This window comes from Streptomyces sp. G45, from assembly GCF_049542095.1.
GTDB lineage: Bacteria > Actinomycetota > Actinomycetes > Streptomycetales > Streptomycetaceae > Streptomyces.
In genome coordinates this window covers 421348-434171 of the sequence record NZ_JBMUZU010000001.1, presented here as the reverse complement: position 1 = coordinate 434171, position 12824 = coordinate 421348, and the positions used below count along the sequence as shown (strand labels likewise).

Annotated in this window: 12 protein-coding genes; 5 read left to right on the top strand and 7 right to left on the bottom strand. The window is 75.0% G+C overall.

All coding sequences use genetic code 11. From position 1 onward, the window contains the following. Nucleotides 1-30 precede the first annotated feature (30 nt). The 7 genes from ACOBQU_RS01960 to ACOBQU_RS01930 form a co-directional block, all read right to left on the bottom strand. On the bottom strand, nt 31-156 hold the full coding sequence (locus ACOBQU_RS01960; protein WP_423624013.1) for a hypothetical protein: 126 nt from the start codon (nt 154-156) through the stop codon (nt 31-33). Between the two features lie 20 nt (nt 157-176). Next, a complete protein-coding gene (locus ACOBQU_RS01955) occupies nt 177-1334 on the bottom strand; it encodes an FAD-dependent oxidoreductase (protein WP_423624012.1) in 1158 nt (385 codons plus the stop codon). 396 nt (nt 1335-1730) lie between these two features. Next, entirely contained in the window at nt 1731-1997 is a 267-nt protein-coding gene (locus tag ACOBQU_RS01950; protein ID WP_423624010.1) for a hypothetical protein, read from the bottom strand. Nucleotides 1998-2191: 194 nt separating this feature from the next. Further along, on the bottom strand, nt 2192-3037 hold the full coding sequence (locus ACOBQU_RS01945) for an endonuclease/exonuclease/phosphatase family protein (protein WP_423634197.1): 846 nt from the start codon (nt 3035-3037) through the stop codon (nt 2192-2194). 184 nt (nt 3038-3221) lie between these two features. Beyond that, nucleotides 3222-4397 (bottom strand): serine hydrolase domain-containing protein, encoded by a 1176-nt coding sequence (locus ACOBQU_RS01940; protein WP_423624008.1) that lies wholly within the window; start codon nt 4395-4397, stop codon nt 3222-3224. Nucleotides 4398-4603: 206 nt separating this feature from the next. Further along, entirely contained in the window at nt 4604-5002 is a 399-nt protein-coding gene (locus ACOBQU_RS01935; protein WP_423624006.1) for a hypothetical protein, read from the bottom strand. Between the two features lie 39 nt (nt 5003-5041). Next, nucleotides 5042-5467: a DUF4259 domain-containing protein gene (locus tag ACOBQU_RS01930; protein ID WP_423624004.1), complete on the bottom strand. Its 426-nt coding sequence runs from the start codon at nt 5465-5467 to the stop codon at nt 5042-5044. 539 nt (nt 5468-6006) lie between these two features. On the opposite strand from ACOBQU_RS01930, the gene ACOBQU_RS01925 reads away from it, so the two are divergent. From ACOBQU_RS01925 to ACOBQU_RS01905, 5 genes are all read left to right on the top strand, one after another. Further along, nucleotides 6007-6888 carry an alpha/beta fold hydrolase gene (locus ACOBQU_RS01925; RefSeq protein ID WP_423624002.1) on the top strand — a complete coding sequence of 294 codons (882 nt, stop codon included), beginning with the start codon at nt 6007-6009 and terminating at the stop codon, nt 6886-6888. A gap of 279 nt (nt 6889-7167) precedes the next feature. Further along, a complete protein-coding gene (locus ACOBQU_RS01920) occupies nt 7168-9561 on the top strand; it encodes an FGLLP motif-containing membrane protein (RefSeq protein WP_423624000.1) in 2394 nt (797 codons plus the stop codon). A gap of 142 nt (nt 9562-9703) precedes the next feature. Then, nucleotides 9704-10534, top strand: coding sequence for an alpha/beta fold hydrolase (locus ACOBQU_RS01915; RefSeq protein WP_423623999.1), 831 nt, complete (start codon nt 9704-9706; stop codon nt 10532-10534). A gap of 64 nt (nt 10535-10598) precedes the next feature. Continuing rightward, nucleotides 10599-11726: an ABC transporter substrate-binding protein gene (locus ACOBQU_RS01910; protein WP_423623997.1), complete on the top strand. Its 1128-nt coding sequence runs from the start codon at nt 10599-10601 to the stop codon at nt 11724-11726. 182 nt (nt 11727-11908) lie between these two features. Then, nucleotides 11909-12787 carry an ArsR/SmtB family transcription factor gene (locus ACOBQU_RS01905; protein ID WP_423623996.1) on the top strand — a complete coding sequence of 293 codons (879 nt, stop codon included), beginning with the start codon at nt 11909-11911 and terminating at the stop codon, nt 12785-12787. Nucleotides 12788-12824 lie beyond the last annotated feature (37 nt).

The window sequence follows — 12824 nt, the reverse complement described above, 5'->3', positions numbered from 1 at the left end:
CGTGCGCCGTCGCTGTGCCGGTCCGCCCGTTCAGGGCCTGGGTCCGGTGCGGCCGCGCACCAAGGCGGGTACGAGGGCGAGCGGTGAGGCGGTCATCTGCTGGACCTGGAGGAACGTGCGGTACAGGGCGGGGTTGCCGGGGATGCGCGCGGCCACGCCGCTGAACGCGCGCCGCGTCAACGCGGCGCGCAGCGGCGGCCGTTCCCCAGCCACCCCTGGTCCAGGCCGGTGGTCGTGGCCCAGGGCACCCGCAGGGCCCGTGCGCTGCGGCGCTGGAAGCGGGCGCAGGCCGAGGGGAGGGGGCGGCGGTCGAGTTCCTCCCCGAGCAGCACGGCTTGCAGGGCGGCGACCGTCATGCCCTGCCCGTACAGCGGGTTGAGCGAGCACACGGCGTCCCCCAGCACCGCGAGGCCGGTGGGCCAGGGCCGTATCCGGTCGTAGCGGTGCCACTGCCCGCCGAGCCCGCCGTAGCGGCGCACGGGGCCCTTCGGCGCCGCGCCGCGGGCGACCTCGCCGATGTGCGGGTTGGCCAGGGAGCAGGCGTACGCGGTGAAGCCGTCGTGGTCGGCGGGTGCCATGGTGCCGTTGGCGCCGAAGAGGCACACCAGCCACTGGGAGTCCTCGATGGCCACGGCCACGCCGCCGCGGTCGTGCGCGGGGGCGACGGGCGCCTGGAGGGACGCCTGCCAGTCGAGCGGGGCGTCGGCGGCCCGCTCGTACAGCCGGGAGGCGTAGGACAGCCGGGCGTCCATCGTCCGCACCGCTGGTGCGGGCAGCCCGGCCGCCGTGAGCCAGGTCGGCAGGGCGCTGTGCCGTCCGGTGGCGACCACGGTCAGGTCCGCGCCGTGGACCGCGCCGTCGTCCGTGCACACCCCCGCCACCCGGCCCGCGGTGTCCGTGTGGAGCCCCGCGGCCCCCGTGCCGTCCAGCTGCTTGACATTGGGCAGCGCCAGCACCCGGTCACGCACACAGGATTCGAGCAGCGAGCGGCTGAACGTCTGGAACGGCAGTCCGGTACGGTCCCGGGGCGACCAGGAGCCCTGGGGCAGGAAGAACATCAGCAGGTCCCCGAAGTCCGACAGCGGGGCCCCGCGCGCGGCCAGCTCGGACCGCAGGCCCACGAACAGGCCCTCCAGAATGTCCGCTCCCCGGGTGAGGAACCCGTGCGGGTGCGGGCTCTGCGGGGTGCCCCTGCGGAACGCGCGCCCTCGGCCCGTGTCGTCCCGCTCCACGATCGTGACGGCGTCGAAGCGGTCACTGAGCACCCGCGCCGCGACGAGCCCGGCGAACCCGCCGCCGACGACCACCGCGTGCGGGTACGTCCGCGCCGTCATCGCGCTCTCCGGGCGTACCCGCCGCCCCGCACGCCGCCCCGGTGCCGGACCGTCGGGGCTCGGCGGCGCCCTGGGCACCTCACATCGATCACCTCCATGGCCGGGGGCGGCCACCGGGCGGGCACCACCGTGCGGGGACACGGGGAGCGGTGCTGGTCGGCGCCTCGGGGCCCGGGCTTCAGCGTCCCGCTGGTCCGGGACGGGGCGACCGGCGACGGGCCGGTGCCGCTCCGCTTCAGGTGCCGAGGCGCACTGCCAGGGAAGCCAAAGCCTCAACGGGTCGCAGGCGCGCATGAGGGGGCGCTCAGGCGCGTACAGGGGCGCACGCTGGCTCGCGCGCCCCACGTGTGGGCCGGACCCTGCCGTTGTCGCTCGCGGGCTGGCGGCCCGGGGCGCTCAGGGGGTGTCGCCGCGCCAGTCCCACAGCCGCGGGTCGTCCGGCCGCGGCCCGTAGTCGGCGCGGCCGCCGTGCCCGTACCGGCCGATCTCGGTGGGGAGCAGGGCGCCTTCCGCGAGCCGCTCCGCGCTCCAGCCCGTGACGTCGATCAGCAGCCCGTCCAGCGGTCCGCCGACCAGCTCCCGATACTCCCGGCCTGGCCGGGGCCCCGGGTCCGGGTCGTCATGGTCCGCTCCGTACACGCGACGTCGTATCACCTCGTCCATGCCCTGAGCGTCGCATCCACCACTGACAACCAGCACCGGGGACGCGGCGCACGAGCCCTGCCCACGGCCGTACGGGGGGTGATGGCCCGCCGCGCAGAGCTTCGGGCCCGGGTCGACCCGGGCCGTGCCGTGCCCGCCCAGGGATTCCGCACTCGGTGGGTGCGCCCGGCCAACGGACCGCGTCGGGTGGTCCGTTACGCGCCGCGGCGCGCGGTGGCGCCGGTGCCCGCCCGCTCGCTTCTGGACGTGTCCACGTCGCCGTACAGCAGATGGTGGTCCGAGTACGAGCTGGGGTGCACGCGGTGGCCGCGCGCGGTGACGCCGCGGAGGAAGACGTAGTCGAACTTGAGGTGCCAGTCGGTGGTCGGCTCGCAGGTGTCGGCGGGGGAGGGGCGGCACTCGCGGGCTGCGTCCGTGGCCAGCTCCCACATGTCGGTCAGCTCGGGGGAGTACGGCACGGCGTTGAAGTCGCCGAGGACGATCGCGCGGTCGTGCGGGGCGACGGCCTTGGCGAGGACGTCCACCTGGCGCGCCCGCACCGCTTCCTGGCTGCGCTGGGCGAGGTGGGTGTTGAAGACGCGGACGCGCTGGCCGTCGACCGTCGTGGTCACGGCCATGTACCCGCGGTCCTCGGAGCCGCCGTCCGGATACTCCACGTTCACGCGGTCGGTCATCGGCGCCGCCGAGAGGATCGCCTGGCCGAAGCCCCCGGGGCTCCACGGCCAGCCCCCGCAGCGGCCGCGGTTGCGCAGGACCGTCCCGTACTCCACGTCGTACACAAGGCCGTACAGGTTCTCCAAATGGTCGCGGATCATCTCGACGTCCCGCACGCACGCCTCCTGCATGCCGATGACCTGGGGAGCGAAGCGGGCGATGTCCGCCGCGCGGCCCACGTTCTGCTCGCCGCTGCCGCAGGGGTTGCAGAGGTTCCACGTCATGACCCGGTTCGGTACGACGTCCCGGACGGCGTCCGCGGGCAGGTGGCGGGGGAAGCCGCTCGGCGCGCTGGGGCCGATGAGCAGCATGCAGGCCAGGGCCATCGCCCCCGCCACCACCCGCGTGCCTCGTCCGAGCACCCTCGCCTCCTCGCCGTCGCCGCGCCCGCCGTCACCTGGCCGTCCTCACGTACGCCGGGAACGTCACGTACGAGGTTATGGGACGGGTTGTCAGCGGCACGTGAGGGTGCCACGGACCTCACCGCGCCCGGTGGCGGCTCGCGGGGCGTCAGCGGGTCGCCGACGCGGGCGGGGCCGTGCCGCAGAACTCCGCGAGGAGCACGTGCGCGGCCGCGTCGGTGTCCCCGGCCCAGTCGGTGTGGAAGTGGGCCACGAGGCGGTGGCGGCCGTCGCGGGTGGTGTACGCCATGCTCTGCGAGCCGGGCATGAACCCCGTGTGCCCCCAGACTTCCTTGCCGCAGGGCAGTGTGGCGCGGAAGAGGCCCAGGCCGTCGTCCTGGCCGTCGCCGAAGTCCGGCGAGGGGACCGTGGTCAGCATCTCCCGCAGCTGGGCCTTCGGGAGCAGCCGTCCGCGCATCAGGGCGGTGAGGAAGCGGTCGAGGTCGGTGGTGCTGGAGATGATCTCACCCGCGGACCAGCCCCAGGACGGGTCGAACTCGGTGATGTCGTGGACCGTGTGCTCCGGGTCGTCGGGGAACACGGTGTACATCCGCCCGCTGGGCTGGGGGATGCGGGGCTCGGTGCCGGGCAGCGTGGTGGCGCGCAGCCCGAGCGGTGCGAAGATCCGCCGCTCGGCCTCCGTGGCGTACGGGTGGCCGGTGGCCCGTTCCACGACCATCGCGGCGATGACGTACTCCGTGGTGGTGTAGTTCCAGCCGGTGCCGGGCCGGAACGCCGGTTCGTGGTCCATGGCGAGCGCCACGAGCCGATCCGGCGTCCAGGTGTCGTAGCGGTGGTCCAGGTAGTCCTTGCCCTGGAGGTGCAGGCGGGGGTCCTCGGTGTAGTCGTAGACGCCGCTGGTGTGGTTGAGGAGCTGCCGGAGGGTGACGGCGCGGCCGTCGTGGCCGTGGCCGTGGACCACGCCCGGCAGCCACCGCTCGACGGTGTCCGAAAGGCGCAGCCTGCCCTCCGCCTCCAGCTGGAGCAGGACCGTCGCGATGAACGTCTTGGAGATGCTGCCCGCGCGGAACCGGTCGCCCGGCAGCGGCGGGCGCCGCGTGGCGAGGTCGGCGACCCCGGCGGCACCGTGCCAGGTGCCGTACGCGTCGTGCGCCTGGGCCAGCGCCCCGGGGACTCCGCCCTTGACGGCGGCCTCCAGGGCGGCCCGGGTGTGGCCGTGGCCCCGTGCCGGACCAGGGGGTTCCGCCCCGGCGGCCGCGGGGGCGGTCAGCGCGGCTGCCACGATCACGGCGGCCAGCGCCGCCCGTACCGTACGCAGGGTCATGGGTCCTCCTTCTCGCCCTCCCTCTCACCAGGGAGGACCCATGCTGCCCGGCGGCGGGTTGGCCCACCGGCACCGGAGCGCGAAGCACCCCGCCCGTGTCGCACCGCCCCGGGGCGCCGGAAGAGCGCCGCCCGCGCCCCGCGCACAGCCACCCCCGCCGCCCCTGACGTTCCGGCGGTGGACGCGGTGAGGCAGACCGGCGGGCGTCAGGGCCCGGTCACGCGGTCCCGGAACTCCTGGAAGGCGTGCCAGCCCGACGTCCGCCCCGGAGCGAGCAGGCTCCCTTCGGCGCAGTCGATCGCCCCGCACCGCAGGGACGCGGCGATGCGCAGGGCGGGCGTCAGCGCGTCGTCGCCGGATCCCCGGATGTGGAGCATGATCGAGTCCACCGGGTCGCCGGAACCGATGTTCAGCTCGATGGACCACGTGGGGCCGTGCAGTTCACCCCAAGCGGGGTCCGACAGATCGACCTCGGGAACGGCCTCGGTGACGGCCGCGAGCACCTCGTGCCGTCGGCCGAGCGGGGCCGGGGTGTGGCCGGAGGGAATCTCCTCCAGCGACGTGACGTCGTCGGGGAGGCGGAGGAGGAGCACGTCCCAGCTCATGGCGGCCTTTCGGAGCGGAGTCGAGGGGGCGGGGGCGGGTCAGGCCGGGCTGAGCCGCTCACCGGGCGGCTGCGCCAGGAGCGCTCCCCGCATGCGGTCGACGGTCGCGCGCCAGGGCTCGTCGTCCCCTTCCGCCCATAGCTCCATCAGCTCGGACGGCTCGGTCATGACCCGGTCGAGGGCCTGGAGGGCGAGATCGCGCAGGCCGGTGAGATCGGGGAGCGGCTCGTCCGGTCCATAGACCGGATGGGCGGGCTCACCCCCGGGGCACTGCGCGGCGATGAGGGCGGCGGCGGCCACGGCGTCCTCGGCCTCGGACGCGTCCAGATATCCCCGGGTACCGATCGTCCGTATGAGCGCCTCGCGCACGATGCCCTCGCGCTCGCCCGCCGCTGCCTCGTCGAGGCCGCCGCAGAAGTCCGCCGCCGTGTCGTTGTCGAAAGGACCGGTGTCCCACGTGCCCATAGTCGCTCCAGATCAGTCTCGGTCTTGGCTCGGCCATCCTGACAGGAGCCACTGACATTCGGCGGTGCGGCCTCTCCACCCAGCGGGAGCGAGGGGCACGTGGAACACGAGCGGTTCGGCCACGGCCAGTTCGTCGGGGGTGGCTGGTTCGTTGGGTGTGGCCGGTCCATGCTCAGGTGCGTAGGCTCTCGTCATCGCCGAGGACCGGGGACAGCTGGGCCGGTGTCCGCGTGCTCCACGGGGCGGCTCACGAGGAGGCGGCGGAGCGTGCGGCACCGGCGGGGATCGAGCCGTATCCGGCGGTGCCGTTGACCGTCCGGGAGGGGATGACGGCGGCCGTACCTCCCGCCCTGTGGGGCCAGCGCCGCTTGAGCCCGCCACGCCGTTGCCGTGCCAGTGGACAGCCGCCGCTCCCTTGCCGTGACGCACGTCACCGATGAGTTTCGTCGAAGGCGACGGTCTCCACTTCAGTACAGCGAACAGCGAACAGCGAACAGCGAACAGCGAACAGCGCACGGCGCCGACCCAGGAGACAGACCATGACCGCACAGTCCGAGACCCACTCGCTCGCCGTTCCCGGCGCCACCCTGCACTACGACGTGCGGGGCCGCCTCGCGGACGCCGGTGCGGACAACCCCGTCCTGCTGCTCATCGGCTCCCCGATGGACGCCGTCGGGTTCACCTCTCTCGCCGCGCAGTTCACGGACCGGATCGTCGTCACGTACGACCCGCGCGGGACCGGGCGCAGCGAGCGCACGGACGGCGGGGGCGAGCTGACGCCGCGGGACCACGCGGAGGACCTGCGCCGCCTGATCGAGGCGCTGGGGACCGGCGCGGTGGAGGTGTTCGCCAGCAGCGGCGGCGCGGTGAACGGCCTCGCCCTCGTCGCCAGCCACCCCGAACTGGTGCGGACGCTGGTCGCCCACGAGCCGCCCGCCGCGCAGGTGCTCCCGGACCGCGTCCACGCCTTGGCCGCCGTCGAGGACATCCACCAGACGTACCAGCGCTCGGGCAGGGGGCGGGCGATGGCGAAGTTCATCGCGCTGACCATGAAGAAGGGCCCGCTGACGGAGACCTACGCCGACGAGCCCGTGCCGGACCCCGCCGCCTTCGGCCTGCCGACCGAGGACGACGGCACCCGCGACGACCCGCTGCTCGGGCAGAACCTCCGCGGCTGCTGCGGCTACGCCCCGGACTTCGACGCCCTCGCCGCCGCGCCCACGCGCGTCGTCATCGCCGTCGGCAAGGAGTCCGAGGGCGAGCTCGCGGCCCGCGCGGGGGCGGCCGTCGCCGAGCGCCTGGGCAGCGCCGTCGCGGTGTTCCCCAGCCACCACGCCGGGTTCCTGGGCGGGGAGTACGGCCAGCACGGCGAGCCCGAGGCGTTCGCCGCCGAGCTGCGCCGGGTGCTCGCCGAGGGGTGACTCCCGGTCGGGGCGCGGGCGTCCTGAGGGCGGGGTGCGGGTGTGTCCTGACGTGTGCGCCCGCAGTTCTGCCTGAGCGCGTCACCCCTGCCGGAGGTGGCCACCGCCCGATGGAGGAGGCGGTGCTGGCCGCCAGGCGGGGCGCACACGGAGCGTGCGAAGTGCCGCCGTGCCGCTATGCGCCCCCGTGGCCGGAAACGGCCGAGGGCCGGTCGTTCGTCCTACCTGACAGGTCCGAGCATGCGCGGCGGGGGAGGCCGCGCGGGCGGGGGGACGGTCATGAAGCGGACAGGACAGGCACGGCACCGACGGCTGCGGGGCGCCCTCTTGGGGGTGCTGCTGCTCCTCGCGGCGGCGATGCCGTGCGCGGCCGTGGCGGACGGCGGGACGGGCCGCCCCGTGGCCGAGGCCCGGGCGGGCCAGCAGCCGGTGGCGTCGTCCGGAGCGGCGTCGTCCCGAGCGGCGTCGTCGCGGAGCCAGCCCAGCCCGGAGCCCACAGACACCAGGACGGAGGTCAGCGGGCCGCTGCCCGCCGACCCCGCACTGACACCGCCGGACCAGCCGGTGCCCCAGGGCGGGACGTTCTCCGTGACCGGCCAGGACTTCGACTGCTCCGAAGGCGCGGGCCTGGCGGGCCCGTTGACGCTGACCGTGCAGGGGCAGACCCCGGTGAGCCTGACGATCGGGGACGACGGACGCTTCGAGCACCAGGTCACGGTGGCGACGGACGCCGCCCCCGGGCGGTACGAGATCAGGGCCGTCTGCACGGCCGTGGCCGACGCGCCCACCGCGACCACCACGTTCGACGTCACGGCGGCGGCCCGCCCCGACCCGCGGATCTCCGTGTCACCCGCCGCCGGGCAACCGGAGGTACGGGTGACGGTCCAGGGCACGGGGTTCGTGTGCAACGCGGGAGCGGGAGTCGACGTCCTGTGGGACGGACAGGCCCTCACCAGCGGGGCGCCCTCCGAAGACGGGGCCGTCACCCTCACGTTCCAGGTTCCGGCCGCCGCGGCGGAGGGGACCCACCAGGTGACCGCGAGCTGCCAGGCCCCGAAGGAGGTCAGCGCCTCGGGGGCCTTCGACGTGAAACCCCGGACGGTGCCCCGGCCGCCGCCGGAACCGCGCGAGGTCACCATCCACTTGACCGGCTACCCGACCGTCTGCACTCGCGGCGCCATCGTCATCGGCGGCCGCCGACTGGACACCTGGCTGGACGCCGACTCCACCGAGGGCGGCGCGGGTCCGGGGCGCTGGGAGCTGATCGACCTCCACGCCCGCGTCCCTCAGGACATGACGGGCCGTCGGGACGTGGAGCTGGCGTGCGCGGGCCGGGACCGGGAGAAGGCCGGTGAGATCACCCTGCCACCGGCGCTCCCCCTCACGTCCTTCGCGCTGCCCCTGGGATCCACCCGGCACCCCGAGGGCGAGAAGGGCCCGATCACCCCGCCGCCCGTGCACGGCGGCACCCAGGAGCCCGGCGGCGGTTCGCAGAGCCCGACCGGCGGGACAACCGGAGGAGGGCAGGGCCCCAGGGACGAGGACGACGGCTCAGGCGCCGCCAAGGACGACAAGGGCGACGAGGACGACAAGGACGACGGCGCGTCCGCGGACAAGGACCGCGGCGCGCGCGAGCCGACCCGTGACGATCCCGCGCTCGGCCTCGTCGCGGCCCTGCGCACCCCGGCCGACGTCTCCTGGGCCCTGAAGGACCTGGCCGGATCGGTGGGCATGGCCGTCTGGTTTTTGCTCGTGGTCCTCCTCCTGGAGCGGGCCTTCCCCTCCCAGCTCGCCGACAACGCGCTGAGCCGCTGGTGGCTGCGCCGCCGGGCCAGGCGGCAGGCCCGACCGGCGAGGCTGCCCGGCGCGGTCAGGGCGTGCGTGTTCGCGCTGCTCGGCGGCTCCCTGGCCGTCTGGGCCGACGCGCGGACCGACTGGAGCCCGGCGACCGCCGTGAAGGCCGTCGGTGCCGCCGCGGGGATCCTGGTCATCCTGGTGGCGTACGAGAAGACCAAGGACTCCCTGCTGCGCCCGCGCCGCGGCAGCGTCCGGTCCGAGCTGCGAGTGGTCCCGGCGGGGTTGCTGCTCGCGGGCCTGATGACGGCGATGTCCCGGTTCCTGGAGTTCCCAGTTCCGTACGTCTACGGCCTGATCGCCGTCTACTGGGTGCTCGGGTCGCCCCGCCGCGGGTCCGGCGGCCCCGACGACGGCCTGCCGAAGGGGCAGGCGGTCCTGTTCGGAGGCATCTGCGTGCTGGCCGCCTCGGTCCTCGTCTGGGTGCTGGGAGCACCCCTGGTCGAGGCGGCACAGGAGCGGAACGACCCGCCGGGCAGCCTCCGGTACGTGATCGCGTACGCGGTCGGGCTGACGGTCGTCGCGGGAATCGAGGTGGTGGTGTTCGGCCTGCTCCCGCTGTCCGGCATGGACGGGCACGCCCTGAAGCAGTGGAACAAGCCCGCCTGGTACGCCCTGTACCTGACCGGGCTGACCTTCTTCTTCCACATCCTGCTGCACAGCCTCCACCCGGGCGTGACCAACGGCCTGGCGGTCGACGGAGACCTGCGCTGGTGGACGCTCGGCATGGCCACCGCCCTGTTCCTCGCCTTCGGGGCCGCCTCCTTGGCGCTGCGGTGGTACGTGGCGAGCGGTGAGCGGCGGCCCCAGACCGCCTGACGCCGTCGCCACGCGGACGCGGGCCCCCGGCCCCGGCGCGGCCGGGACGGCCCGTGCGGCTGGGGTGTCCCGGCGCCCAGGGACCGGGTACTGGGCGCCGGTGTCCGGGCAGCGCGCTGAACGGGGTTTGTACGGTGAGGCCATGCCGACCGGACCTGACGCCGCTGCCGCCCCCGCCCACTCCGTACGGACCCACCTCACCACCCCGGACGGCCGACGGCTGTCGTACCTGGACTTCGGCCCCGTGGAAGGGCGGCCGCTGCTCGCGTTGCACGGGCATCTCGGCGAAGGGGCCGACTTCGTGGGGCTCGCCGCCGCGCTGTGCCCTCACGGGTGGCGGGTCGTCGCCCCCGACCAGCGCGGGCACGGGGACTCGGAGCGGGCGCGGCGCTACGACCGGGACGGGTACGTCGACGATCTGCGCGTGCTGCTCGACCACGCCGGACTCGGCCGACGCGCCGTCGCCGTCCTCGGGCACTCCCTCGGTGCCGTCAACGGCTACCACCTGGCCGCGGACCGGCCCGATGCCGTCAGCGCCCTGGTCAACATCGACGGGCCCGCGTACCTGCCTGTCGTCGACCCCGCCCCGCTGTCGTTCCTGCTCGACCTGCCGTACACCGCCGCGACACGCGAGGAACTGCTCGCCGCCTGCGGCCCGTTGGCGGCCTTCCTGGAGGGCGGAGTGCGGCCCTGCCGTGACGGATGGCGGCTCGGCTGCCACCCCGAGGACATGGTCGACTCGGACACCCGGCTGCTCGGCGACCACTGGGCGCAGTGGCTGGGCACCGACTGCCCCGCGCTGCTCCTGCACGGAACCGCCAGTTCCGTACTGCCGACCGCGCAGGCCCGGGAGATGGCGAGGCGCCGCCCCGGCACCACGCTGGTCGAACTGGACGCCGACCACTGGGTCCATCTGCGGCGCCCCGAGGAATCAGCCGACGTGATCCGCCGTTTCCTTGACACCTGTCCGTGAGCCGCCCCGGTCCACCGGAGAGCCGCAGCTCAACCAGCACTCGTCACACGGGAGATGTCCACGCATGACTACGCCACCCACGTCCTCTGGAGCGGATGGAGCGGAGCGGAACGACGCGGGCGGGGCGCCCGTCCGGATCGGCGCCCTCGTCCCGCTCACCCGGCCCGGCTGGACCGAGGCGGGCCGCCATCTGCTCGCCGGACTCGAACTGGGCGTCAGTGAGGTCAACGACGTCGGCGGCATCGCCGGAAGACCGCTCGAACTGGTGGTCCGGGACACCGCCGCCGATCCGCAGCGGGCCGCGGCGGCCGTGGACGAACTGGCGGACCTGGGCGTGGCGGCCCTGGCGGGGGAGTACCACAGCGTCGTCGCCCGCGCCGCCGCCGCCCGCGCCGACGCCTTCGGCCTGCCGTTCCTGTGCTCGTCGGCGGTGCTCGACGCGCTCACCGACGAGCCGACGGAGCGGGTCGCCCGCCTCGCCCCGGCGCAGTCCCACGGCTGGCGCGCCTACGCGGACTTCCTGCTCGGCGCCGGGCACCACCGCGTCGCCGTGGCGGCCGACCCGAGCGTCTACTGGGCCTCGGGAACCCGCGTTCTGCGGGATCACCTCGCTCCGCGCGAAGGCACCGTCATCGACCTCGACATGCGCGCCCTCACCCCCGAGGCCGTGTGCGACGCACTCGTCGACCAGCGCGCCACGGCGCTCCTGCTCCTGGTCGGTCACCCGGAACCGGCCGTGCCGCTCGTCAAGGCCGTGCGCGCCGACCAGCGGCTCACCGGGGTGCTGCTGGGTGCCCCGGCCGGGCAGCCGGAGTTCCACGAGTGGGTGGCGGCGCTGGGCGTCGACGGCGCCGCGATCCCGTTCCTGCGCTACCTGCCGGAACGGCTCGCACCGCTCGGCGTACGCGCCGAAGCGGCCCTGCGCGAACGGCTGGGCGAAGCGCCCTCCTTCGTCGCCTTCGAGGGCTACGACACGGTCGCCGTCCTCGCCGACGCGCTGCGCTCCGGCGGCGCGGACCGGGCGCGCACCGCCGCGTCCTGGCCGCGCCTCGCGGTCGAGGGCACGCGCGGGCCGATCCGGTTCTCGCGCACGGGGGACATCAGCGTGTGGCAGTGGGCCTGGCCGCCGGTCCAGGTCGCGGACCGGGATCCGGCGGACCTCGACCGCTTCCGGGTGCTGCACACCGGCTGACGCACGCGCGGCGGGCCCCGGCACCGGGACGGGCGGGGTCCATCCAGGGGAGCCCGTCCAGAGGGGCCCGTCCAGACGGCCATCCCGAGGGGGCGTATCAGGGACGGCTCAGGGGCGCATCGCAGGGACACTCGGCGGCGCACTATTCGGTGGACGGCGAATCGATGGGGCATCCTGGGGGCATGGCCACGTCCTCCCGTACGCATAGCACGGTGTCCGCCGCCCGCCCCGCTGCCGCCGCTTCACCGGCCGTTCCCGCCGAGTCGCCCGCCGCCTCCGCCGAGTCGCCCGCCGCCTCCGTAGAGTCGTCCGGCCCCACAGGGGAGCCCGGCTTCGCTGAGTTGGTCGAGGTGGGTGAGGCCCCCGCGCCCGCCGCTCTTCTGGCCGGGCTCGCGGCGGCGCTGGCCGACGAGACCAGGGCGTCCATCTGCATGGCGCTCCTGGAGGGCCGGGCGTGGACGGCGGGCGAGCTGGGGCGGATGACGGGTGTCGCCCCGTCCACCGTCAGCGGCCACCTGGCGAAGCTGATCGCCGCGGGGATCTGCGTGGTCGAGCGGCAGGGGCGGTGCAGCTCCGTGCGCATCGCCGACGCGGCGACCGCGCGCCTGGTCGACGGCCTGGCCACGTACGCGGTGCCCGGCCGGGACGCCGCGCACGCGGCGCCGGTGGTGTCCGCGCCCGACCCGCTGGCCGGTGCCCGCCTCTGCTACGACCACCTCGCGGGACGGCTCGGCATGGCCGTGACCGACGCCATGGAGGCGCGCGGACTGCTGCGCACCGACGGGTTGTTCGCGCTGACGCACGAGGGCCGGGAGTGGTTCGCCCAGGCGGGGATCGGCCTCGCGCACGAGGGCCGACGGCCCGTGGCCAGCTCGTGCCTGGACTGGACCGAGCGGCGCCGCCACTTCGGAGGGGTGGCCGCAGCCCGGCTGTGCGCGCTGGCCCTGCGGTCGCGCTGGGTGGAGCGCCCGGCGGAGGGCGGCCGGGGACTCGCGGTCACCGAGGCGGGGGAGCGCGCGTTCAGGGAGTTGCTGGGCATCGACGCGAGCGGATGGGAGTGAGCGCGGGAGGGGCGTGCGGAGGAGGTGCGGAAGAGGC

Bases quoted from the DNA above. Each gene is read 5' to 3' on its own strand.
- ACOBQU_RS01955 (WP_423624012.1), bottom strand. From the start codon at position 1,334: ATGACGGCGCGGACGTACCCGCACGCGGTGGTCGTCGGCGGCGGGTTC.
- ACOBQU_RS01950 (WP_423624010.1), bottom strand. From the start codon at position 1,997: ATGGACGAGGTGATACGACGTCGCGTGTACGGAGCGGACCATGACGAC.
- ACOBQU_RS01915 (WP_423623999.1), top strand. From the start codon at position 9,704: ATGCCGACCGGACCTGACGCCGCTGCCGCCCCCGCCCACTCCGTACGG.
- ACOBQU_RS01905 (WP_423623996.1), top strand. From the start codon at position 11,909: ATGGCCACGTCCTCCCGTACGCATAGCACGGTGTCCGCCGCCCGCCCC.
- ACOBQU_RS01925 (WP_423624002.1), top strand. From the start codon at position 6,007: ATGACCGCACAGTCCGAGACCCACTCGCTCGCCGTTCCCGGCGCCACC.
- ACOBQU_RS01940 (WP_423624008.1), bottom strand. From the start codon at position 4,397: ATGACCCTGCGTACGGTACGGGCGGCGCTGGCCGCCGTGATCGTGGCA.
- ACOBQU_RS01935 (WP_423624006.1), bottom strand. From the start codon at position 5,002: ATGAGCTGGGACGTGCTCCTCCTCCGCCTCCCCGACGACGTCACGTCG.
- ACOBQU_RS01910 (WP_423623997.1), top strand. From the start codon at position 10,599: ATGACTACGCCACCCACGTCCTCTGGAGCGGATGGAGCGGAGCGGAAC.
- ACOBQU_RS01945 (WP_423634197.1), bottom strand. From the start codon at position 3,037: ATGGCCCTGGCCTGCATGCTGCTCATCGGCCCCAGCGCGCCGAGCGGC.
- ACOBQU_RS01930 (WP_423624004.1), bottom strand. From the start codon at position 5,467: ATGGGCACGTGGGACACCGGTCCTTTCGACAACGACACGGCGGCGGAC.
- ACOBQU_RS01920 (WP_423624000.1), top strand. From the start codon at position 7,168: ATGAAGCGGACAGGACAGGCACGGCACCGACGGCTGCGGGGCGCCCTC.